The organism is Lewinella sp. W8 (genome assembly GCF_004375085.3).
Lineage (GTDB): Bacteria > Bacteroidota > Bacteroidia > Chitinophagales > Saprospiraceae > Neolewinella.
In genome coordinates this window covers 151,318-173,941 of the sequence record NZ_SNAQ03000014.1, presented here as the reverse complement: position 1 = coordinate 173,941, position 22,624 = coordinate 151,318, and the positions used below count along the sequence as shown (strand labels likewise).

Sequence of the window (22,624 nt, the reverse complement as noted above, 5' to 3'; positions counted from 1 at the left end):
TCAAAAGGTATAAATACGGGTGTGACGAACTCCTTTCATGAAGGGCTCGAGGGCCCATCCGTTTGGTTCGATACGTTAATTTAAAAACGAAACTAAGTTGGGCCTAAGGATGCGGTGGAGCAATTCTTCCGGAAATACGGTCGCTATACAGTCCGCGAGACGGTGCGGTGGCGGGAAGGGTTTTACCACCCGATCATTGGCCCGCTGGGATTATTCTTTCGCCTTCCAGGCGTTGTAGCCCCCCTCCAGATTGTAGAGATTTTGAAAGCCACCTTCGGCCAGCAATGCGCAGGTATTGCCGCTGCGTCCGCCGGAGGCACAGTAGACGAGGTAGGTTTTGCTGGGGTCAAGTTCCTGCAGCTGCCCGGCGAAGTCAGGACTGCGATAGTCCATTTCCAGGGCGCCCTCGATTTTTCCGTTGGCGATTTCGGCCGGCGTCCGTACGTCGATAAGCACCGTGTTTTCCTGGCCGATTTTTTCGGCAAATTCCTCCACGCTCAGGTCAAGGTAGGGAGATTCGCTGGCGGCCTCGACGGATGCAGTGGCGTCGGTTTTTTGGGCGTCACCGCAGGTGCAAAGGGTCACGGAAAGGAGCAGGGCGAACAAAATTCTGGTCATGATCGATGTTATGTCTGGTAGGCGTTCAGGCCACCATCAAGGTGAATAATGCGGGAAAAGCCGGCGTTGCGCATCAGGGTACTGGCCCGGACACTCCGCCGGCCGCTACGACAATATACGAGGTACTCCCGATCCGGGTCGAGAGCTTCCATCTGTTCCAGGAAGTCGGGGCCCAGATAATTGTAGTTCACGGCGCCCTCCAGATGAAAGGCCGCAAACTCTGCTTCGCTGCGCACATCGATCAGGGTACCGGGTTCGGCCCGCTGCCGCAGCTGGTCAAATTCTGCGGGGGGCACGTTGCGAAGCTTTTGCTTGAGGAGCTCCCAACGGGGAACCGGACAGGCGGGAGGTGTTTCGGCCATGGTTTTCAAAGTTATTGCTGATGAATGAACGCCTAAGGTGGGCTCCTGGGTTTAGCGGGAGGGACTGGGGGAGATCCGTCAACAAAATAAGGAGTCTTCCATTTTCTTTACCTTCCGTGCACTTTTTCTTTCCCCGCCAAAAAACGATTTTCGCCCATGTTAATTCGTCTGTTGCTGTTGCTCTGCGCCCTGTATTTGCCCTGCACCGGCGCTCGCGCCCAAACCAAAGCCCCCAAACAGCCCCCGTCGATCGCCGAGAAGGTGGAGGGCATGGACAAAAAGGAAGGCTTTTTTGACTTTTACTGGGATGATGATGCGGGCAAGGTATACCTGTCCATCGATCGGTGGAACGAGGATTTTCTCTACGTCAACAGCCTCGCGGCGGGCCTGGGCAGCAACGACATCGGCCTGGACCGCAATCAGTTGGGCGGCACCCGGGTGGTCTACTTCCGGCGGATCGGCGACAAGGTCCTGCTCACCCACCGCAACCTGGATTACCGCGCCGTGTCCGATAACCCCGACGAGCGGGCCAGCGTGGCCGATGCTTTCGCGCAGTCGGTGATCTACGGCTTCAAGATTGCCGCCAAAACCGACGATCAGGTGCTGATCGACCTGACCCCCATGCTACTCACCGACGCCCACGGCGTGGCCGGACGGTTGCGGGGGCGCAAGCAGGGTACCTACAAGGTGGCCGCGGATCGCAGCGCGGTCTACGCCGACAACACCAAAAACTTCCCGAAGAACAGCGAGTTTGAGGCCCTGGTCACCTTCACTGGGCAGGCCACCGGCAGCCAGCTGCGCTCGGTAACCCCCACCAGCGGAAGTTTCTCGCTGAGAATGCACCACAGCTTCATCGAGCTGCCGGACGACGATTACCAGCCCCGGGTTTTCGACCCCCGGAGCGGATACTTCCCGATGAGCTACGCCGACTACGCCACGCCCATCGCCGAGCCCCTGATGAAGCGCTTCATCCGCCGGCACCGCCTGGAAAAGAAGGATCCCACGGCCGCCATGAGCGAACCCGTAGAGCCGATCGTTTACTACCTGGACCGCGGGGCTCCCGAGCCCATCCGCTCGGCCCTGCTGGAAGGGGCCCGCTGGTGGAACCAGGCCTTCGAAGCGGCCGGCTACAAGGATGCCTTCCGCGTGGAGGTACTGCCGGAAGACGCCGACCCCCTTGACGTACGCTACAACGTCATCAACTGGGTGCACCGCAGCACCCGCGGCTGGAGCTACGGCTCCAGCGTGACCGACCCCCGTACCGGAGAGATCATCAAGGGGCACGTACTGCTGGGGAGCCTGCGCGTGCGCCAGGATTTCCTCCTGGCCCAGGGCCTGATCCGTGCTTACGAAGACGGAACGACCCCGGACCCGCGACTGGAAGAAATGGCCCTGGCCCGCCTGCGGCAGCTGAGTGCCCACGAGGTGGGGCACACCATCGGATTGGCCCACAACTTCGCCGCTTCGGTCAACGACCGCGCCTCCGTCATGGATTACCCCCACCCCTACATCCAACTCAAAGATGGTGTCGTCGATTTCAGTGAGGCCTACGATACCGGCATCGGCGAATGGGACAAGCGGACCATCCTGTACGGCTACCAGGATTTTCCCGCGGGCACCAACGAAGCGACGGCTCTGCGGGAGATCGTTGAGGAGAATGAGCGGATGGGACTGCACTACCTCAGCGACAGCGACGCCCGCCCGCCCGGAAGCGCCCAGCCGCAGGCTCACCTGTGGGACAACGGAAAGAATGCGGCGGCCGAAATGCGCCGCATGCTCGCCCTGCGTCGGCACGCCATGGAAAATTTTGGCCCCTGGAACGTTCCGCTCGGTGCACCCATGGCGGAAATGGAGAAAGTCTTTGTGCCCGTTTACCTCATGCACCGCTATCAGGTGGAAGCGGTCAGTAAGTCCATCGGCGGTTACTACTACCGCTACGCCGCGCGGCAGGCCGGTCAGAACGCCAACGTCCTCCCGGTTCCGCAGGGAGAGCAGCTGTCGGCCTTCAGTGCCCTGATGGCCACCCTGCGCCCCGATCAACTCATGGTGCCCGACGAATTGCTGGCCTACATTCCGCCGCCGGCGACGGGCTACGGACGGGACCGGGAGCTCTTCAAAACCCAGAACGGAGGGGGCTTTGACCCACTGGCCATGGCCCAGGCGGCCGCCGACAACTCCCTGCGCTTCCTGCTGGAACCCCATCGACTGGCCCGCGTCGCGGAGCAGCACGCCCTGTATCCCGATCAGGAATTTACTTCGCTGGAGCGGATGCTGCAGCAAGTTTCCCGCACCCTGGACCGCAACGTCCAGGAAAACCGTCAGGATGAGTACGCGCTGGAAATTGGACTGCTGGTGCAAAAACGCCTGGTGGCGCACCTGATCCAACTGGCGGCCAACGACGACATCAGCGAGCGGGTGCGGGCGGCCGCGATGGCCGAACTGAAGCGCCTGGAAGAAGACCTCTACACCGGAGAGCGAGATAATTACAATGCCCTGCGGGGGCACCGGGACTATCTGGACCTCCAAATCCGCACCTTCTTCAATGATCCCACGAGCGTCAAGATCAGCACGGCTCCGGGGCTGCCCGACGGCAGCCCGATCGGCTGCGGAGGGATGTAGCCATCCCGCACGTTCTGCGAATCTTGCTTGGAGCGCACATTTTTTTCAAGACGGCAAACCGTGGTGGGGCTTTCACGTTAGGAACGGAAAAGCCCCACCATGCATTTAAGCAATGCCGACATTCAGGAGTTGGCTTCCATGTATCGCCGCAACTTTATGAACACCCTGCCCGGGCCCCGGAACGTTCATCTGGTCGGCACCAAAAGCTACCGGGGCACGGAAAACCTCGGCGTGTTCAGCTCCTTCGTGCACATCAGTGCCGTGGAACCGCTGCTGGGGTTCATCATGCGGCCGCTGACGGTGCCCCGTCAGACCTACCACAACATCAAGGCCAATCGCTGGTTTACCGTCAACACCATTCACCCCGACTTCCTCTCGTCCGCCCACCAGACGAGCGCCAAGTACGGTGAAACGGAATCGGAATTCGCCGCCACCGGGCTGACGCCGGAGTACAGCGACGCCTGCAAGGCCCCCTACGTGGCGGAGAGTAAAGTGCGCCTCGGGCTGACCTTCGAGGAGGAGCACCTCATCTCCGGTATCGAGACCCTGTTCATCGTCGGTCGCGTCCAGGAGGTGTTCGTGCCCGACGAGGCGGTGCTGGAAAGCGGCCACGTTGACCACGAGCTGCTGCGTACCATGAGTGTGGCCGGTCTGGACACCTACCACGAGGTGGGCAAAAGCAAGCGGCTGCCCTACGCCCGGCCCTAGTGATCGGGGAACTTTCGCCCCGTTAAATTTTTGATTTTCTTTTCTGGGGACTAATTTGTCGGTAGAATGAACCCTCTGACACCTATTAACGTGCCTCCCCCGGCCTGGGGGCGGGTACCCCTATTCCCCGTTGCCCTGGCGATCGTGCTGGGCGTCCTGACGGCAGACTGGACCGGCTACGTCGGCCAAAATTCCTGGTGGTGGGCCATGACGGTCCTGCTGCTGCTTTCGGGAACTATGCTCTGGTTTACCGCCGCCCGTCGGTGGTTTGCCGTCACCCACTCCATCTTCTTACTGCTGGCCATTTTTGCGCTGGCGGCCTGGCGCAGCGCGGATACTTACCCGCCGAACCAGTCGGCCTTCTTCGCCCATGCCCTGGCGGAGGAAGGCAGCTATTCGGGCGTCGTGGAGGCCGTCCGCCCGGGTGGGCGTAACCTCCGCCTGACGGTCGGGCTTCAGCACCACTTTGCCGACTCAGCGGGTTCGACTCCCGTACTCGGTAGAATGTTGCTTTACGTTCCTCCGGATGAGCGATCCAACGGATTGAAACCCGGTGACGGTATCGTGTTTCGGGGGGAGATAGCTCCCCTGCGCGGTCCGCTGAACCCGGGCGTATTCGATTTGCGCAACTACTGGAAACGGCAGCGGGTCTACCATCAGGCGTTTTTACGCGATTCATCGCAGTACCAGATTATTGTGGCCACTGAATCGAGTTGGCACCAACGCTTCGCTTCCTGGCGGGAGGCCTGGTTCGACACTTTTCGCACCCACCTTACGGGTGATGAACTGGCCGTAGCCACGGCGCTGGTACTGGGGAAACGGGACCTGCTGACCGACGATATCCGCTCCGCCTACGCGGACACGGGCGCCATGCACGTGCTGGCGGTTTCGGGGCTGCACGTTGGCATCGTCTACCTCTTGCTCCTGAGTGTTTTGGGGTGGCTGCGGCGTTGGCGCTGGGGGCGGTTTGTCCTGGCGGGTTTATCGATCCTGGGCATCTGGGCCTTCGCGGCGGTGACGGGCTGGAGCCCCTCGGTGCAGCGGGCGGCCATCATGTTTTCGGCCATCGTGCTGGGCGGACTGAGCCACCGCAAAATGGACGTATTCAATTCCCTGGCCCTGGCGGCCATCCTGATGCTGCTGGTGGATCCGCAGCAGCTTTTTGCGGTGGGCTTTCAGCTTTCATTTTCGGCGCTGGTGGGCATCGTGCTGTTCACCCGCTCCGTGGAGAAGTGGTTCTTCCTTCCCTGGAAGTTGTTGCGCAAGGGGTGGTCGGCGGTATCGGCGTCGGTGGGTGCCCAGCTGGGCACGCTGCCCCTGGCGCTGCATTATTTTCAGCAATTCCCCCTCTACTTCATGCTGAGCGGAACCGTGGTGGTGATCACGGCCTACTTCGCCCTGATCTTTGGCATCCTGCACGGCCTGACGGCGGGCATGCTGGGCTGGGCGTTCGGGGCCAACATCACGGGGTGGCTCCTGGGGCTGGTGGTGTCGATGCAGAACGCCAGCGTCTTTTACTTTCGCCGGCTGCCCTTCGCCCGGCTGGAACTGGCGGACTTCGGCTGGGTTCCGGCCCTCCTGTTGCTGGTCGGCATCTCTGGTCTGGCAACCTGGACGCGCTGGCGGCTGCGGGGGGCACTCCTCCTGGCTCTTTGCCTGTCGGTGACCTCCTTCGTTTGGGCGGGGACGCAGGTGCAAACTTTTCGTTCCGAAAGCCAGGCCATCGTGTATCACCAGTCACGACAAACCCTCGTTGACGTTTTCACCCCTTCCGGAGCGGTAGCGCTGGGGCAGGCGGTGGAGCCGGAGGATTTGGCCTGGTCGGCGGGCCCCAGCCGCCGGCGCTTCGGGGTAGATAGCTTGCCCACCCTGGCATTGACGACCCGGGATACCATCCTCGGCCCCGTCACCTTTGCCGGGCGGGGAGAGATGGCCCTTCTGGGGTACCATTGGCTGGTACTGGATGGCGAAACGGAGCGGGTCGCCACCGACCACACCCCGGAATTCGTTCTGGTGGTCAACGACTTCAGGCCCCGCTCCTTCCCCGCCCTGGAGCCGCCCGTGACGATCATCGTTGATGGCAGCAACCCTCCCTGGCGCGGGGAAGCCTGGCGAAAACTGGGCCGGGAATCGGGCCACTCCGTCCACCTGACCTGGGAAGACGGGGCGTTTATCCTACGGGCGAAGGGGGAAGGAGGGAATGACTGAAGGATGGAAGGATTGAATGACGGAAGGATTGAATGACGGATGGAACCCTGGTCGGAACGGTGAACTGTGCGGGTGCGAGCCAAGCGGTTTCTGGTCCGACCAGTGGAGTTTGGAAATTTGGAATAAGGAGAAATGAAGGCCAAATAATTGGGGGATTCCGTAGCGACAAGGCATGTGTGGGATGACATTAGCGTTATACCCCTTCTAGAAGCTATAATTTGTCCCGTAATATTTAAGTCCAAATTTTCTGGGTTCTGGGGTTCTTGAAAATCTTGATCACCTGAAAGTCGAAATCATCCACCCTAGGGGTAAATGCCTGGTGTCGCCTTTCCCCGAAAGGCGACCACTCCATCAAAGAAGGAAGAATTGTACAAGATCGATTGGCCACATCCTTTGGCGGAAAGTCCTTTGGTTATCCCAGTCTGATTCGGTTTCCTTTCGGTGAAAGGAAACACCACCTGCCTCCAATCATTTGACATTTCCTTAAGTGGGAGTCAAGATAAGTCTGTAGTCTGTCAGACTACTGGCCACAAACCTAAAGGTGAAAAAGGTATTCGTGTGGCACAGAGTACAAAGCATACTACGGCCGTAACTCTACGCCACGGTAAGGGTTACAACTTTGCGCTAACCCACACATGCCTTGTCGCTACTAAACATCCTTAAATGCGAGTGCGATTCCCGTGGAATCGCCGGCTGAGCACGAGGGTTCCATTTCATGGCACCTGCGCTCCGCGCCCTCAAAACGACCCTTGTCTGCGGAAAATACTCCCATGGTGACAGCACTAGCTAGACAAATGACTGTTTCAGGTCCTCTCCAGCGTAGCGAAATGGAGAGGTTAGGAGAGGGAGAAACGCATTTGTCTAGCAGTGTAGTGAGGGCACCCTAAAACCTTGGGCATCGTAGGTAAAATGCACGTTTGTGCATACTGTCGGCCATTCTGCACAATTACATCTATGGAATTAGCTTTATATTAACTCCTAAGGCGCTAATTGTCCGTATCTTGTGGCCTTAAACGCTTTGACTGAACTACCTTCCCCAGGAAGTCAGCTATCTACCATTGATGACCAACCGCTTTTTGTACGACCTGAGAAAGCAGTGGCTGATTGTGCTGCTGGCCATCGCCGCCCCGGTGATGCTGCGGGGTCAATGTGAAGGGCCCTTCAATCTTGGTTGCCAGGCTTCCTTCAACCTGACCCTCAACGAGGACTGTCAGGCCGAAGTGAATTTTGCCATGTTGGTCACGGGTGCGCCCTCCTGCCTGACGGAAGATAATTTTGCGGTAGTCGTTCAGGACAGTAACCCCACTAATGGTCCGATCGTGGACGGCGAGGGGCGATTTCAGGTGAGCATTCAGGGACAGGGGAACCCCGATCTGGCGGGTTTTACCTGCTGGGGCACGGTGAACACCAAAGACAACACGGCCCCCGTCATCACGGGGCTTTCCGCCACTCCCCTGCATTTTGGTTGTGATCAACTCATTCCCCTACCGGCCCCCAGCAGCTACTGTTACCGGGTCGACGGAGCGACGGGGGCGGTCATCGCGGGAACCCTGGATGAAGTGCTGCTGGCCAACATCTCCCGCACGCAGGAACTTCCCGTGATTACGGACGCCTGCGGAGGAGAAATAGAAGTCTGCGTCACCGAAAATCAAAGCCCGGAACAATCGGGGGAATGCCGTGATACCACGACCATCGTCCGGACCTTCACCGCCCGGCGATTTAACGTGGAGGGCGACGAGCTGGTCCGCTCCGCCGGACAGGTCATCCGATTTATTCGTCCGGAGCTGACGAACCTTCAGGGCGTCCCCAATGTGTCCTTTGAGGGCTGCGGAACGAGCCGCGAGCTGGACGGCGTGCCCCCGCCCAAAGCAGAAGACTATCCCTTCTTTCTGACGCCCTCCGGGCTCATTCATCTTTCCCCGCAATTCTGCCAGTATCAGGTGACCGTTTCGGACGGTACCCCCTGGGAGGGCTGCGGCGAAGACTACGCCTTCGTCCGTACCTACCGGGTGATTGACTGGTGCTCGGGTCGGCAGGAAGGGGTATTCACCCAGGTCGTTCAGGTGGGCGACCGGCAGGGGCCGGAGATCACCGTTCCGGTGCAGGACCTGGATTTTGACGGGATTCCGGATGAAGGCCCCCTCAAGTTCTCTACCAATTTAGGTTGTGCGGCCATCATCAGCGTGCGGACCGGTGGCGTCTCGGCCACCGACGCCTGTACGGGAGAAGCGGAACTGCTGGCCTTCGTGTACCCCGACGGAAACGTGCAGGGTCCGGCCCTGGGCCCCTACGAAGTGTTCGGGGAAAACGTTCAAAGTTCCCTTACGGCACCGCTACCCGTCGGAGAACACCTGATCCGTTACGTCGCCAGCGATCCCTGTGAGAACGATTCCCGGGTGGACGTATGGGTGGAAATATTTGACGGCGCTCCGCCGACGGCCCTCTGCGAAGCGGGACTGACGGTGAGCCTGAACACCAACGGCTTTGCCATCATCACGGCGGCACAACTGGACGCGGGATCGGTGGACGATTGTAGCCCGACGCTGAACTTCCGGATTGGCCGTGCCAACGAGAACAATGAAATCATTTCGCCCCTGGCCAATACCGCTTCCTTCCTCTGTGCGGATTTGGGCACGGTGCGCCTGGCGCTGGAAGTACGGGACGATAAGAACAACGCCAACCTGTGCTGGACTACCGTGACGGTGGAAGATAAGTTGGCCCCGGAATGTCTTGCGCCCCCCAACTTTAGGCTGAACTGCCAGACCTTCAACGATAATTTCCCTTCCAACCTGGCCACCGAATTTGCCCTTGACCCGGTTCGCTACGCTTCGGTGGTAGATGCCGTTTTCGGGGCCGCACGGGGCCGCGATAACTGTCCCGTGGATACCATCACCCAGGGCCTCAGTGGTACCCTGAATGAATGCGGGACGGGGCGCTTTACCCGTTCGTTTACGGTGCGGGACGGCGGTGGCCTGACGCAGACCGACGTTTGTCTGCAACGGGTGGACGTGGTGTCGCTGCACGATTACAGCATTCGGTTCCCTGGCGATGAAGCCTACGCCTGTGGCGATTTGCCCAGTCCGGAAGAGCTGTTCCTGACGGAGTCCGGTTGTGAACTGCTGACCCTGAACACGGCCATCGACACCCTGGTGGCCGACGCCAGTTCGTGTTACAAACTCCGCCTGACGCACGAGGTCATTAACTGGTGTGAATACAACGGGAACACCTCCGCCATTAACGTCCCCCGCGACGCTAATGGGGACGGCAACCTCCTGCAGCCGACCATCCTGCACGTGTTACCCGTAACGGACAACGACCTGACGGACGACCGTTTGGTGCTGGATCAGGACCTGGACCCGAACAGCGGTAACGAAATCAGAGAACTGATCCCGAACTACGGGAACTCCACCCAGCGGGGCTTTTTCCGCTACGTCCAGTTCGTTCGGGTGTACGATGAAGAAGCGCCAGCGCTGGAGGTGGTGGCCCCGGAAAACGGGCTGGCCTTTACCCTCGACTGTACCGCAGAGGTAACCTTCAATTTTTCCGCGCTGGATGACTGTTCTACCGCCACCACCAGACTGAGTATTGACCTGGATGCGGTGGACGTAAACGAAGACGGACAGTGGTCGGGTGTAGATTTTGATGAAGACCGGGTGGTGGATGCCGCGGACTTCACCGGCGACGCCGAGACGGGCATTGAGGTGGAGGTGGGTAACCTGCCCATCGGCACCCATCTGGCGCGCCTGACGGCCACCGATGATTGCGGCAACACCCGTAACCGCTACGTGCCCTTTGAGGTGGAGGACGGAAAGGCTCCGACCCCCTCCTGCCTGGGCTTCCTGACGGCTACGCTGTCGCCCAACGGCGGGGACGGGGGCATCGCTACCCTGTGGGCAACGGACTTCGTTGCCAGTCCGCCCGAAGTGTGTACGAGTACGGATATCGCCTACTCCCTGTACACGGAAGCAGAAGCCAGCGCACCGGGTTTTACGCCCGCAACGGGCCGTAATCAGATTACCTTCGACTGTGCGAACCTGGGGGAAGTCATCCTCCGGGTCTACGCCTTCTCGGCGGTTAACGGGCGCAACGACTACTGCAACGTATCGGTTACGGTGGCCACCAATGACGAAAGCATTTGTGCCGACCGGCAGGGGCAAATCGCCGGGCAAATCCTGAACCTGGAAGGGGACCCCATGGCGGATATTGAAATCCTCAATGCGGGCCTGAACCTGGAGTTTCAGCAGACGGACGGAAACGGGGAGTTTTCCTTCACCGGACTTCGCGAAGGGAATGATTACACCATCCAGCCCTACTACAACTTTGACATGCTGAACGGCGTAACGACCCTGGATATCCTCCTCATCGGTCGCTACCTCCTGGAACAGGATGACAACCTGACGGCTTATCAGCTCATCGCCGCTGACGCCAACCGCAGCGGAGCGGTAACCATTCTGGATCTCATCCAGATTCGGAGAGTCATTCTGGGCCTGGACGCCGATTTCGACAACAACACCAGTTGGCGTTTCATCCCGACGGATTACTTCTTCCCGAACCCCCGCGATCCCTGGGAGGAAACCTTCCCGGAAGTCGCCAACTTCAACAATCTCTTCGGAAACGAATTCGTAGAATTCACGGCCGTTAAGGTAGGAGACGTCAACGGAAGCGCCGAGCCGACGACCCTGCTCGGTTTCCCCGGTGAGGAAGAAGGTCGGATTGCCCGGCCCGTGCTGGCCCTCAACGTGGAGCAGCCAGCGGCCGGAACGGTTACCCTTTTTGCCGACGATACGCTACCGACGGCGGGTATGCAGTTTACGCTGGAACTCAGTCCCGGAACCACGGTGGTGCCGGGCCAAATCGGGGAGAGCAGTTACCGGCGGGTGGAAAATCAGCTATCGGTGAGCTTTGTGCCGGAAGCGGGCAACCCCATCGATCCGGAGCGCGCGCTACTTTCCATCGTCGGAGAAGCCGGCGCCCCGCTGCCAGCCCTGACGACCCGCCGCGGAGGATTGCGTCCGGAAGTGTACGGCACGGACTATCAAGTCTATGACCTGCGGATTCGCCTGCGGGAGGAGGAAGGCAATTTCGCACTTCGGGAAGGGTTGGCGGTATACCCCAACCCCTTCTACGAGCGCGCGGTCCTCGATTTCGACTGGCCGGCTACCGAAGCGATCACACTACGGGTCACCGGCCCCGACGGCCGACTGTACGAGGAGCGTGAACTGCCCGTTCAGCGGGGCTTTAACCAGTTCTCCGTGGAGCGGCCCCTGCGGGCGCCGCAAACGGGCGTACTCCTCTTCACCCTTGACGGCGCCCGGGGGGGGAGCCGTAGCCACCGGGTGATCGTAGGCCAGTGATGACTTCTGGGGACGAATCTTTCCCAACCGGCTCCACCAGCCAACCAGCAACCAGCAATTAGCAACCAGGAACTAGTCCACAATCTGCCCCGTCAGTCGTAGCAGCTCCGTCTCGGTATTCTTCAAATTGAGCAGTGCGTTGAGCAGGCGAAACTGGGCGTTGATGTAGTTAACCTGAATGGCCCGGTAATCAAAGCTGTTGATGCGTCCGCCGCGGAACCGTTCTTCGGCCACCGTCAGGTTCTGTTCGGCGTTGTTGATGAGCTCTTCGGTGATGCGTACGATCTGGACCTGATTTTCGTAGAGTTGGAGGCTGTTCTGCAGGGCCGCACTCAGTTGCTGTTGGGTACTCTGATAGTTGAGCTGGGCCGTAATTTCCTGGAGCTTGGCCGTTTGGGTGCGTACGTTACGGGCGCCGCCGTCAAAGAGAAGGTAATTAGCCTGAATGCCGAGGTTGCCCGATAGGGTCCGTGCTGCTACGCCGGGGAGTTCCTGTTCGCGGGTGGGTTGGTCACCGCCGAAATCAAAGGTTTGGGACCCGGTCTGTATGTTTATGTCGTAGGCAGCACCGGCGTTGATACTCACCGTTGGCTTGTATTCGGTCTCGATCAGCTGGGTGTTGATGCGGGCCAGTTCGCGGTTGATCTGAAGGTTGCGCAACTGACTATTCGTGCGTTGCATCTGATCCTCGAGTGCCTGGCGGTCGTAGGCCTCGGGGGTGAAGGTGAGTTCGGTGGTGAGGTTGAAGTCTTGGCTGAGGTCTTCTTCGCCCATGAGCTGCAGCAGGTTGCGTAGTGCGTTGCGGTAGGTGGTTTCCTGCACGACCAGAGAGGTAGAATCGGTGAGGTAAGCGTCCCGGGCCTGCAGCTCGTCGAAGCTGCCACCCTGACCGAATTCCTGGCGGACTTCCTGGTATTCAATCTGATCCCGGCTGAGGTCCAGCACCCGCTGCAGGACGTCCACCTGCTCCCGTTGCACGACGGCATTGTAGTAGGCCTGGATGATGGACTGGATGGAGTTCTCCACCTGGAGTTGCAGCTGTCCGGCGCTCAGGTCCGCCAGTGTGCTCAGCTGATCCTTGGCGATTTCAACCCGGCCGCCATTGAACAGGGTCCAGTTGAGGTTGGCGTTGGGAGATACGTTGTAGGAGAAGGTGGAGCTTTGGCTGACGATACTGGCGGGGTTGGTGTTGTTGCGGTAACTCACACCGGGGCTCAGCCCCAGGGTGATGGTGGGCCGTTTACCCGTCAGGGCGTAGTCATCGTTGCTGCGGGCGACCTCCAGGTCGTTCGCGGCCAGCCGGATTTGGTAATTGTTTTTCAGGCCGAGCTGAATGGCGTCACTGAGGCTGAGGTCGGGACCGGATTGGGCGAGGACGCTGGTGCCAAGAAATATGGCGAGGGCGCAAAGTAGAGTGATTCGCATGCTTGTCATTACTTTTAACGGGTAGGCCGGTGGGGTGCCCGGGCTACGCCTGAGTTTTTTGGGTAGTATCGCCATCCGGAGGGGAGAGGAGATGGTCGTCGAGCGTTTCGGGGGAAGACGCTGCTTTGGGGCCGGACCCGGCACCTGCGCGCCGTCGCCCGCCATCTACTATAGCCCTTCTGGGCCCCTCGAATACCCTGCGTTTGGCGTAAAAATTATAGAAAAAGACGATGCCGGTGGCTACGAGTTTGATGATCCATTCCTGGTCGCCGAACAGCGGGAACCGGTGCAGGCCGACCACGATGAGCCAGTCCAGAAACAGTCCCACAACGCTGACGCCCATGCTCAGGACGAAGGCACTGCGCAGGGATCGCCGCAGCTCAAAAACGAAGTAGCGCTGGAGAAAAAAATTCAGGATGACGCTGCTCGAATAGGCCACTACCGTGGCCGGGCCCGGCGGCAATACCCGGTCAACCAGGAAGAGGTACATGCCGTAGTTGATGCCGGTAGCCACCAGCCCGGTCATGGCAAAGGGAATTTTTTCCCGGATAAATGCCCAGAGCGATTGCATCATGCCAGTCCTTGGTGATCGTTGCGTTCGCGGCGGAAGTAGTCCCGCACTTCCAGCCAGTTGTTCACCCGGTAATAGCCTTCGTCGTTGACGTTATGGCTGGCGGTAAACAACAGTCCGGTACCGTTGAATCCGGACAGGTTCCGGACTTTGTCGTCGATCATGAAGTCACCGTGTACGATGCGTTTATCGCCGCACAAGACGATCCGGTGGTGATGGATGAAGGGCAGATGCTCGTGCAACCATTCCCATTTATCGATCAGGCTGTGCTTGAACTCCGTGGCCGCCGTGGTAATGAATACCTCGTAATTGGCGTAGAGTTCCTCGGCCACCTCCCGGGCATGTTCCATGACCGGCAAGTCCCGAAAAAAGCCGGGTTCGTACATCGCGTTACGGATGTCCGCCGCTCCGGGAAGGTCATAGATTTTCATGCCCCGGTAGTCCTCGGGTTGCAACCGCCGGCCAAAGCGCTCGGCATAAATGTCCTCGAACTTGGCGTAGGTATCGGCGAGCACCTCGTCCATGTCGATACAGATACGTTTCATGCGACTGGTCGGTTATTCTGCGGGTTCCTGTTCTTCTACGTCTTCGTGCGGACGAATGCCGATCGGGCGTTCCGGATCGACACCGTCTCCGAAGCCCATCTGCTTGTAGGCGGGCTCCACCTCGCGGTAGTCTGGCCAGGTGCCGTAGCGGGCGTTGGCCATGAGGCGGCGGAAACGGTTCAGCAGTACCAGCAGGGCCGGCAGCAGAATCAGCAGCACCAGGGTAACCGCCAGCAACCCGAAGGCAACCGAAATGGCCATGGGGATCAGGAACTGCGCCTGCCGGCTCTTTTCGAGCAGCAGGGGAGCCAGTCCGGCAAAGGTGGTTACGGAGGTGAGCAAGATCGGGCGGAAACGACTTCTGCCCGCGTCCTGCAGGGCCTCCATCATGTTCATCCCCTGGCGGATGTTGTCGTTGTATTTGGCCACGAAAACGAGGCCGTCGTTCACGATGATGCCCACCAGTGCGATGATGCCCAGGGCGGAAAACAGGGAAATGGGCTTACCCATGAGCCAGTGTCCGAAGACCACTCCGATCATGCCGAAGGGAATGAGGGAGAACAGCACCAGGGTCTGACCGATGGACCGGAAGGTGATGGCGACCACGAAGAACATCAGAGCGAGCACAACCGGAATTACTAGGGCACCGGAGGCCGCGGTTTTTTGCTGGTTTCTCACCTGACCGTCGGTAACGGTGGAAACGCCGGGGTAGCGACTGAGTACGGCCGGGAGGATTTCTTCCTGCACCTTGGCGTTGACGTCGGTTACCGAAACGGCATTATTGGAGACGTCGGCTTCCACCTTGACTTCCCGCTTTCCGTCCACGTGGTTGATGGCGATCACGCCCCGCTGGGGCTCGAGCTGCACGATCTCCGAGAGCGGATATTCGGAGCCGTCCGGCAGACGGATGCGCATGGACTGCAGGTCCGCTACACTGCGGCGACTGTCTTCGCCGTAGCGCAACCACACCCGCACTTCGTCTTCTCCCCGCTGGAGCCGCTGGGCTTCGCTACCGAAGAAGGCCGAACGCACCTGCCCTACGATGTCCTGGAGGTCCAGTCCGAGGTAACGGGCTTTCTCCTTGAGGGAGATGTTGATTTCGCGCAGACCCTCCTGGTTATTGTCTACGACGTCCGTCAGGTCGGAGAGTTGCTCCAGTTCCGTTTTGAGTTCCTGGGTGGCTTGCTCTAGTTCGTTGATGTTGCTGCCCACGAGGCTGACGCTGACGGGTTTTCCGAAGAACGAGCGGGCGCCGTAGGAGATGATTTCGGCCTCATCGATGGGCCCTACCTCCTGGCGCACGGCATTCGTTACGCTACGCAGGGCAACGTCACCCCGCTCTTCTCCGGGCAGCAGGGCGATGTTGACGGTACCCTGATAGGTGGTGGGGCCTACTTTCACTTCTACTCTTTCGATCAGGTCGCGCTGACCGTCGAAGGCCTCGGCGCTCATCCGCTCATTGACGGCCTCGGCGCCGCGGGCAATCTGATCAAGGATCTCCTTGGTCTTGTTTTCCGGCGTGCCGGCGGGGAGCTGAAGGGTGACGCTGATGTCGTCTCCTTCGATGATGGGGAAGAAGGTCGTTTTCACGAAGCCTCCCTGGACCATGCCGAGGCTGAGAAACAGAATGGCAATACACAGGGAGAGGGAGATGAACTTGTACTTCATCGTCCAGGCCAGTACGGGGCCGTAGAGGCGGTCGCGGAGGAAGTTCATTAGGTTGTCGAACTGCCGTTGCACCCAGTTGGGTTTGGCGTCGGCGTCCAGAGCTTTGGAGTGCGCCACGTGGGTGGGCAGGATGATGGCACCTTCCACCAGCGAGAAGACCAGCGAAAAGATGACCACCATGGCCATTTCCCGGAAGAAATCGCCCAGCGTTCCGTCGATGAAGAAGAAGCTGCAAAAGGCGATGACCGTGGTGATGATGGCCGCAAATACGGCGCCGAGCACGTTCTGGGTGCCCTCAATGGCGGCCCTGATGCGCGGCATCCCCTTCTCGTGATAACTGTAGATATTTTCCCCGATGACGATGCCGTCATCCACCAGGATACCGATCACGAGAATCATGCCGAAGAGGCTGATGACGTTAAGGGTGACGTCCAGGGCGTTGGCGATGATGAACATCCCGGCAAAACTGATGGGAATGGACAGGGCCACCCAGAAGGCCAGTCGCCAGTGCAGGAAGACGGCCAGCAGCAGACAGACGATCAGGAAACCCTGAATGCCGTTCGTCTGCAGCGTATTGATCCGTTGCCGGAGGGTAACGCTGGCGTCGCTGACGACGCTGGCCTGGATGTTGGTGTTCTCGGCGTTGAATTGCTCGATGTACTCCTTTACCTGATCGGTAATGTAGAGCATGTCTTCCTCGAGCGTATTCTGCACGTTCACTGCCACAGAGGGGGAGCCGTCGAGGAAGGCCCGGTTGGGCTGGTCCGCCCAGCGATCCCGCACGGTGGCTACCTGGTAAAGTCGGACCACCCCGCCGGAGGCGGTGGTTTTCACCACGATGTCCCGCAGGCCATCGGCGTAGTATTCCTTGTTGCGGGCCCGCAGCAGGAGTTCTTCGTCCTTGCCCTTAACGGTACCGCCGGTAACGTCGACGTTGGTGCGGCGTACGGCATCGGCGGCGTCCTGAAAAGTCAGGCCGTAGGCCTGGAGGTCCGCTTCGCGAAACGCAATCTCAATCTCCTCGTCCGGGAAGCCGGAAAGCTCCACCTTGGACAGTCCATCGATGGCCAGCAGGTCGTCTTCCACCTGGCGGGCGGCCTGCTTCAGGGCGGACAGGCTTACCCCATCTCCCGACAGCGCAAAGCTGATGGCCCGGCCCAGCTGTTCCTGTTTGTAGATTACCGGGGGTTCCATCCCCACGGGGAAGCTGTTGATGCGGTCAACTTCGTTTTTGACGTCCTGAAGGATCAGGTCGGTATCGTAATTTTTGAGCACCTCGACGGTGATCCTTCCGGAGTTTTCGGAACTAACGCTGGTGTAGCGTTCGATGCCGGTAAGCCCCTTGAGGTTTTCTTCAATCTTGTTGATGATTCCCTCTTCTACTTCTTCCGGACTGGCTCCGGGGTAAATCACCTGAATGCTGATGGTGCGGCTGGGAAACTCGGGAAAAAAGGTGGCCTTCATCTGACTCAGAGAAACGAGCCCCAGGATGAATAGACCAACCATAATCAGGTTAGCCGCCACCGGGTATTTGACAAAATAGGCAATGAATCCTCTCATGGTGGTAGCTTATTTAGAAACGGGTTGAGCGGAAGCACTGGTGGACGCCTGGGAAGTGTTGGAGTCCTTACGGTTGACGCGCATGCCGTCAAAGGCGCCGGCTACTTCACTTACCAGTAACTGGGTGTTGTTGGGCAGGCCACTGATGATGACCGTGCTGCGGTTGAATTTCTCTACCGTCACGGGGAAAAGGCGCAGGAGCGTATCGTTTTCCACAACGTAAACCTCCTGCTCGTTGAGGAGGAGGTCGCGGTCAATCTCCACCACGTTTTCGATGGTCTTGGCGTCCGCTGCGCCGCGTAGGTACATGCCTTCCCGCAGTCCCTTGCCACTTACCCCGATGAATACATCCACGGTCTGTGACCCCGGATCAATCTGGTCACTGATGCGCTTTACGCTACCCGTCCAGCTCCCGTTGACGTCTTCACTGTACAGTTCAACTTTACCCCCGGGCTTGAGGTATTCCAGCTGGGAAAGGGGGACCGTAGCGACCAGTTCGTAGTAGTTGGTGGCCATCAGTTCGCCGAGCTGCTGCCCGGCCCGGACCACGGCACCCTCGTCGATTGCCGTGGAGGTCAGAACGCCAGAGATGGGTGCACGCAAGGTGTACTTACTCAGACGTTCTTCCAGGCTCTTGATGCTGTAGTACTGGCTGTACAGATTCCTTCCGGCAATGAAGAGTTTTTCCCGCTGGTTGACGGGGGTGGGTAGCGCCGGTAGGGCGCCGTCGACGCTATAGCCACTGAGATATTCTTCCCAGGCCGGGAAGCTTTCCGGGTAGTCGATCTTCAGGTCCGGCATGAGGGTGGCGATGGCGTTGAGCAAAGAAGCCTTCTGGGCCTGCAGGTTCAGTCGCGCCTCGTCATCGTCCATGCGCAGCAGTACTTCCCCTTTCTTGAAGTAAACCCCCTTCTTGAAGGGGCGTCCCGTGGCCTCTACGGTGCCACCGACTTCGCTGAACAGGGCGATTTTATTGTAGGCCTCCAGCCGACCCTGCACTTCCAGTTCGGTGGCGATATTGGCGTTGACAACCGCCTGGGTTTCCACCGTTTTGATGCGCTTCGGGATTTCCTTCTGGGGCGTATCCTGCTTCATGCCCTGCAGGTACTTCATGCCGAAGTACCCTCCGGCCAGGATGACGATCCCGATCAGGGCTACGAGGATTCGTTGTAAATTCTTATTACTCATTGGACAAATTTTGGGGCTGGGTAATCTGCTCGTTAAGGTTGTGGTACATGCGTTGCAGGACGCGGGTACAGGTCAGTAATTCTTCTTCCGATACACCCCGGCGGGCGATGGCGATGGTTTGCTGACTGAAGTCCCGGGCTTGGCGCCATAAATCCCGTCCCCGCTCGGTGATGTAAATGCGCTTTTGCCGACGGTCTTCGGGGTCCACCGTGCGGCGAATCATTTCCTCCCGTTCCAGGTTGCCGATCGCACGGGCTACGGTAGCCTTGTCGATGATGGCAGAAAGTGCCAGATCCTGCTGCCGGGGGCCATCCTTGATGACCAGGTCCGCGAGGATACCCAGGTGCGAACCCTGGGGAAGGTAGCCTTCGTGATCCATCCGCGAGAGCAGTAGGTTGGAGAGCTGCCGGGCAACGCGATTGGTGAGGTAAATGAGGTTATTGTGGGGGTCGTACGCGCGCAAGTTAGTTGCGTTTGCAACGAAAAACGTCCTGGGTCAGAAAAGTGTTCAGGAAATCACGGGTTATTTGTAGCAACATGCATTTTGGAGGGAATCACTTCAGCGTTAGGGAAAAACCGACCCCGTGAATATTCTCAATGCTGATGTTTTCGTCTTGTTTGAGGTATTTCCTGAGTCGGCTGATGAAAACGTCCAGGCTCCGGCCAAGGAAGTAGTCATTTTCCCCCCAGATTTTCTCGAGAATGTCTCCCCGTTCGACGACCTGATCCCGCCGGGAATTGAGAAAGGCCAACAGTTCGGCTTCTCGCCGGGTGAGGCGCTTTGGCGCTTCGTCGCGGTACTGCAGGAGCAGTTTATCGGGATCAAAGGTGTAGTGACCGATGCGCCCGGGGTCGAACTCCGGCCCCGAGGGCCGGACGCGGTTCCGGCGCAGGAAGACCTCAATTTTCAGGATCAGCTCTTCGATACTGAAGGGCTTGGTGATATAGTCGTCCGCCCCGATGCGGAGGCCGTGCAGGCGATCTTCCTTGAGGCTCTTCGCCGTAAGGAAGAGAATGGGAACGTCGCGGTTTTTCTCACGGATGCGCCGGGCCAACTCGAAGCCATCGACTCCGGGGAGCATCACGTCCAGCAGACACAGGTCAAATTCGAAGGGCTTTTTCTCGATGCAGTCCAGGGCCGTCTGTCCGTCCGGACAATGGTGGACGGAAAAGTCACTCAATTCCAGGTTGTCGCGGGTGACGAAGCTCAGGCTTTCGTCATCCTCTACGTACAGCAGCTTGGCTTTACTCATGTCGGGCGGGCGTAGCGACTTTCGTCACGGATAATAATGGGATGCGGATGGTAAAGATAGTCCCCTGGCCAAGCTTGCTTTCTACTTTGATGGGCCAGCCGTGGGAACGGCAGATGTGGGCAACGTAGTAAAGGCCAAGGCCGAATCCCTTGACGTCGTGTACGTCGCCGGTGGGAATCCGATAAAATTTTTCGAAGAGTTTTTCCTGGTGCTCGGGGGCAATCCCCGGCCCTCGGTCCGCCACGGAAATCACGAAGGTACGCCCGACGACGGTTCCACTTACCCGAATGTTAGGAGCCTGACCACTGTATTTGATGGCATTGTCGAGGAGGTTGTACAGGATGTTGGAGAGATGCAGGGGGTCGGCCAGTACGGTCAGGGCACTTTCCGGGAATTCCACGGCCAATTCTCCGCCAGCATCTTCCACCCGGGCCTGGGCGCTGCTGATGATGGGCGGGAAAATGGCGTTGAGGTCCACCCGCTCCTTCTTGATTTCAAAGTTTCCCCGTTCAATCTTGCTGATTTGCAGCACCTTCTCGACCTGCTTGTTCAGCCGCTCGTACTGCTCGTGAATGAGCCGGGCGTAGCGGGTGAGCCGTCGGTCTTTCTGGACGTTATCGTCCCGCATGAAGACGCTGGCCGCAATCCGGATGGTGGACAGGGGCGTCTTGAATTCATGCGTCATGTTGTCGATGAAATCCTTTTGCATCGTTGCCAGCCGCCGCTGCCGCAGGATGATGATCAGACTGTAGGCGAAGAAGGCCACCGTGACCAACAGGATGACGGAGAGAAAGACCACCAACTGCATTTTCTGCCAGATGTAACCCGTGCGGGTGGGGAATTTGACGCCGAAATAGTACAGGAGGTTTTCGTCTGGCGGCAGATAGCCCTCCGTGGGTGGGTTGACGACGGTGCTTACGTCGGTGGTGGCCTGGCAGTAGCCCCCGTAGGCCATTTGGTCGGACGTGCAGTCAAAGATGGCGTACTCAAAGGGGATGTCCAGACCGAGTCGGATCAGCTCCTGCTGCATGATGGCTTCCAGCCGTGCGGCATTGATCTCACTTTCAATGTTGACGATGAAGTAATTGCTGGTGCGCTGCCGGACGATGTCGCGGCTGGGCAGATCGCTCTCGTTGGCGTCGGCAAGCTGGCGGGCGACTTCATACAGGGCCAGCTGGACCTTCTGGCTGAACTCGGTGTCGTTGAGGTTCCAGGTCGTTGCTACCCAATAGGTCTGCATGCCCACGATGCCAAAGATGGCCACGAGCCCAAGAACGATAACCTGCCGAATGACGCGCTGGTGCATGGTTCGCCGGAGTGTTAGGGTAAATATTGAACGAAAAACGGGGTGAATGGGTACATAATCTCCCATTAACAACGCATTAACCGCGGAAAAGGCGAGGGATTACCACGGTGGACCAACCTTCACGGCTCACTTTTGGGAACAGCCCGGCACCCGCGCACCGTCGCCCCCAACGAACGCTGCGGAACTCAGGCCATCGCCGTTACTTCCTAATTTCCGGAGGAATACCGTCCTGTTCCTCAATTCTTTCCGTCCTATCCCCGTATGCCCTATCTTTGAAAAACTGGAATCAAGAGCTTTTGAAAAATCTGCTTTTCATCGGGCTGTTTTTGGGCACGCTGGCGCTGACCGCGCAGGAGCGCAATAACCCCTTTGAGCTCATTGATCGGCTGCCCGCGAGTGAGCGGACCCAGGAAGCTTCGGGAATTACCGGTAATCCTTTCGATATTTACCCCGATGCGGGCATCGCCATTTCGGCCAAACCAGCGGCCATCCGCGACGCAGAACGCACCGTCGCCCCGGGCGCGACCCGGGAAGAAACTCCCACCATCATCAGTGCTACGGACCCCAACGTCGGCAAGGGCAGTATGCTGGCCATTCACATCCTGCTCTGGGTGCTGGCGGCCAGTTTGTGGTTACTTTTCGGTGGCCTGCTGCGGCAGTGTCTGGCGGCCACGGTCAACGACGGCATCATGACCCAGCTCTACACCCGTCGTTCGGGCGGGCAGCTCGGTGCCCTGTGGATGTGTTACATCTTCTTCTTTCTTGCCGGCGGACACTATATCCACCTGTTTGCGCTCAACCACGACATCAGTATCGGACAGGGTATCTGGGGCAGCTGGCTGACCTACGCCCTGGGTATTGCCGCCGCCGTAGGGCTGAAACACTGGGTGCTTTTCTTCTACGCACGGGTCTTTCCCGTACGCAAGGAAGTCTCCCGATATGCCTTCGTGCTGATGGTGTTTTCCATCCTCGCGGGTCTCTTCATTATGCCCGTCAACTTGCTGGCCAGTTACGCTTTGCCGGAGTGGCGGATGACCTTTCTTTACAGCGGTGTAATCTTGTTTTCCCTAATCTATCTCCTGCATTTACTTCGTGGTGGATTTATCGCCAGTCGCCTCATCGGATCAAGGCCGGTGCATATTTTATTGTATATTTGCGCCATCGAAATAGCCCCTTTGCTGCTGATTTACCGGTATTTAAGCGATCAACTCGTTGCCTGATAAATCGGGAAATTCGGCT

15 protein-coding genes are annotated in these 22,624 nt (G+C 58.8%); 5 read left to right on the top strand and 10 right to left on the bottom strand.

Annotated elements, in window-relative coordinates; translation table 11 throughout:
- Window positions 1-210 precede the first annotated feature (210 nt).
- Entirely contained in the window at window positions 211-618 is a 408-nt protein-coding gene (locus E1J53_RS16085) for a rhodanese-like domain-containing protein (protein WP_134273392.1), read from the bottom strand.
- A gap of 8 nt (window positions 619-626) precedes the next feature.
- Window positions 627-980: a rhodanese-like domain-containing protein gene (locus tag E1J53_RS16080; protein WP_134273391.1), complete on the bottom strand. Its 354-nt coding sequence runs from the start codon at window positions 978-980 to the stop codon at window positions 627-629.
- A gap of 156 nt (window positions 981-1,136) precedes the next feature.
- On the opposite strand from E1J53_RS16080, the gene E1J53_RS16075 reads away from it, so the two are divergent.
- The 4 genes from E1J53_RS16075 to E1J53_RS16060 all read left to right on the top strand — a co-directional run bounded on the left by E1J53_RS16075 (window position 1,137) and on the right by E1J53_RS16060 (window position 11,869).
- Window positions 1,137-3,599 (top strand): zinc-dependent metalloprotease, encoded by a 2,463-nt coding sequence (locus E1J53_RS16075; RefSeq protein WP_134273390.1) that lies wholly within the window; start codon window positions 1,137-1,139, stop codon window positions 3,597-3,599.
- A 99-nt stretch (window positions 3,600-3,698) separates the two neighbouring features.
- Window positions 3,699-4,307: a flavin reductase family protein gene (locus tag E1J53_RS16070; RefSeq protein ID WP_134273389.1), complete on the top strand. Its 609-nt coding sequence runs from the start codon at window positions 3,699-3,701 to the stop codon at window positions 4,305-4,307.
- Window positions 4,308-4,373: 66 nt separating this feature from the next.
- Window positions 4,374-6,515 carry a ComEC/Rec2 family competence protein gene (locus tag E1J53_RS16065; RefSeq protein ID WP_134273388.1) on the top strand — a complete coding sequence of 714 codons (2,142 nt, stop codon included), beginning with the start codon at window positions 4,374-4,376 and terminating at the stop codon, window positions 6,513-6,515.
- A gap of 1,061 nt (window positions 6,516-7,576) precedes the next feature.
- On the top strand, window positions 7,577-11,869 hold the full coding sequence (locus E1J53_RS16060; RefSeq protein ID WP_134273387.1) for a dockerin type I domain-containing protein: 4,293 nt from the start codon (window positions 7,577-7,579) through the stop codon (window positions 11,867-11,869).
- Between the two features lie 72 nt (window positions 11,870-11,941).
- Here the strand turns inward: E1J53_RS16060 and E1J53_RS16055 are convergent, their stop codons facing one another.
- The 8 genes from E1J53_RS16055 to E1J53_RS16020 all read right to left on the bottom strand — a co-directional run bounded on the left by E1J53_RS16055 (window position 11,942) and on the right by E1J53_RS16020 (window position 21,385).
- Window positions 11,942-13,294: a TolC family protein gene (locus E1J53_RS16055; RefSeq protein ID WP_173021523.1), complete on the bottom strand. Its 1,353-nt coding sequence runs from the start codon at window positions 13,292-13,294 to the stop codon at window positions 11,942-11,944.
- A 43-nt stretch (window positions 13,295-13,337) separates the two neighbouring features.
- On the bottom strand, window positions 13,338-13,868 hold the full coding sequence (locus E1J53_RS16050) for a GtrA family protein (protein WP_134273385.1): 531 nt from the start codon (window positions 13,866-13,868) through the stop codon (window positions 13,338-13,340).
- On the bottom strand, window positions 13,865-14,410 hold the full coding sequence (locus E1J53_RS16045) for a 5'(3')-deoxyribonucleotidase (RefSeq protein WP_134273384.1): 546 nt from the start codon (window positions 14,408-14,410) through the stop codon (window positions 13,865-13,867). Before E1J53_RS16045 ends, E1J53_RS16050 begins: the two co-directional genes overlap by 4 nt.
- A gap of 12 nt (window positions 14,411-14,422) precedes the next feature.
- Window positions 14,423-17,638, bottom strand: a complete 3,216-nt coding sequence (locus E1J53_RS16040) for an efflux RND transporter permease subunit (protein ID WP_134273383.1) — start codon at window positions 17,636-17,638, stop codon at window positions 14,423-14,425.
- A gap of 9 nt (window positions 17,639-17,647) precedes the next feature.
- On the bottom strand, window positions 17,648-18,826 hold the full coding sequence (locus tag E1J53_RS16035; RefSeq protein ID WP_134273382.1) for an efflux RND transporter periplasmic adaptor subunit: 1,179 nt from the start codon (window positions 18,824-18,826) through the stop codon (window positions 17,648-17,650).
- Window positions 18,819-19,289 carry a MarR family winged helix-turn-helix transcriptional regulator gene (locus tag E1J53_RS16030; RefSeq protein WP_134273381.1) on the bottom strand — a complete coding sequence of 157 codons (471 nt, stop codon included), beginning with the start codon at window positions 19,287-19,289 and terminating at the stop codon, window positions 18,819-18,821. The genes E1J53_RS16035 and E1J53_RS16030 overlap by 8 nt, the downstream gene beginning before the upstream one ends.
- A 91-nt stretch (window positions 19,290-19,380) precedes the next feature.
- The gene (locus E1J53_RS16025; protein WP_134273380.1) at window positions 19,381-20,079 is read right to left on the bottom strand and encodes a response regulator transcription factor; all 699 of its coding nucleotides are present in this window, start codon (window positions 20,077-20,079) and stop codon (window positions 19,381-19,383) included.
- The gene (locus E1J53_RS16020; protein ID WP_134273379.1) at window positions 20,072-21,385 is read right to left on the bottom strand and encodes a sensor histidine kinase KdpD; all 1,314 of its coding nucleotides are present in this window, start codon (window positions 21,383-21,385) and stop codon (window positions 20,072-20,074) included. Before E1J53_RS16020 ends, E1J53_RS16025 begins: the two co-directional genes overlap by 8 nt.
- Window positions 21,386-21,681: 296 nt before the next feature.
- Between E1J53_RS16020 and E1J53_RS16015 the strand changes: the two genes are divergently transcribed.
- Window positions 21,682-22,605, top strand: coding sequence for a DUF4271 domain-containing protein (locus E1J53_RS16015; protein ID WP_134273378.1), 924 nt, complete (start codon window positions 21,682-21,684; stop codon window positions 22,603-22,605).
- Window positions 22,606-22,624: the final 19 nt, after the last annotated feature.

What these genes read in the sequence shown, in the direction of transcription:
- E1J53_RS16085 (WP_134273392.1), bottom strand. Translation starts at nt 618, where the DNA reads ATGACCAGAATTTTGTTCGCCCTGCTCCTTTCCGTGACCCTTTGCACC.
- E1J53_RS16080 (WP_134273391.1), bottom strand. Translation starts at nt 980, where the DNA reads ATGGCCGAAACACCTCCCGCCTGTCCGGTTCCCCGTTGGGAGCTCCTC.
- E1J53_RS16075 (WP_134273390.1), top strand. Translation starts at nt 1,137, where the DNA reads ATGTTAATTCGTCTGTTGCTGTTGCTCTGCGCCCTGTATTTGCCCTGC.
- E1J53_RS16070 (WP_134273389.1), top strand. Translation starts at nt 3,699, where the DNA reads ATGCATTTAAGCAATGCCGACATTCAGGAGTTGGCTTCCATGTATCGC.
- E1J53_RS16065 (WP_134273388.1), top strand. Translation starts at nt 4,374, where the DNA reads ATGAACCCTCTGACACCTATTAACGTGCCTCCCCCGGCCTGGGGGCGG.
- E1J53_RS16060 (WP_134273387.1), top strand. Translation starts at nt 7,577, where the DNA reads ATGACCAACCGCTTTTTGTACGACCTGAGAAAGCAGTGGCTGATTGTG.
- E1J53_RS16055 (WP_173021523.1), bottom strand. Translation starts at nt 13,294, where the DNA reads ATGCGAATCACTCTACTTTGCGCCCTCGCCATATTTCTTGGCACCAGC.
- E1J53_RS16050 (WP_134273385.1), bottom strand. Translation starts at nt 13,868, where the DNA reads ATGATGCAATCGCTCTGGGCATTTATCCGGGAAAAAATTCCCTTTGCC.
- E1J53_RS16045 (WP_134273384.1), bottom strand. Translation starts at nt 14,410, where the DNA reads ATGAAACGTATCTGTATCGACATGGACGAGGTGCTCGCCGATACCTAC.
- E1J53_RS16040 (WP_134273383.1), bottom strand. Translation starts at nt 17,638, where the DNA reads ATGAGAGGATTCATTGCCTATTTTGTCAAATACCCGGTGGCGGCTAAC.
- E1J53_RS16035 (WP_134273382.1), bottom strand. Translation starts at nt 18,826, where the DNA reads ATGAGTAATAAGAATTTACAACGAATCCTCGTAGCCCTGATCGGGATC.
- E1J53_RS16025 (WP_134273380.1), bottom strand. Translation starts at nt 20,079, where the DNA reads ATGAGTAAAGCCAAGCTGCTGTACGTAGAGGATGACGAAAGCCTGAGC.
- E1J53_RS16020 (WP_134273379.1), bottom strand. Translation starts at nt 21,385, where the DNA reads ATGCACCAGCGCGTCATTCGGCAGGTTATCGTTCTTGGGCTCGTGGCC.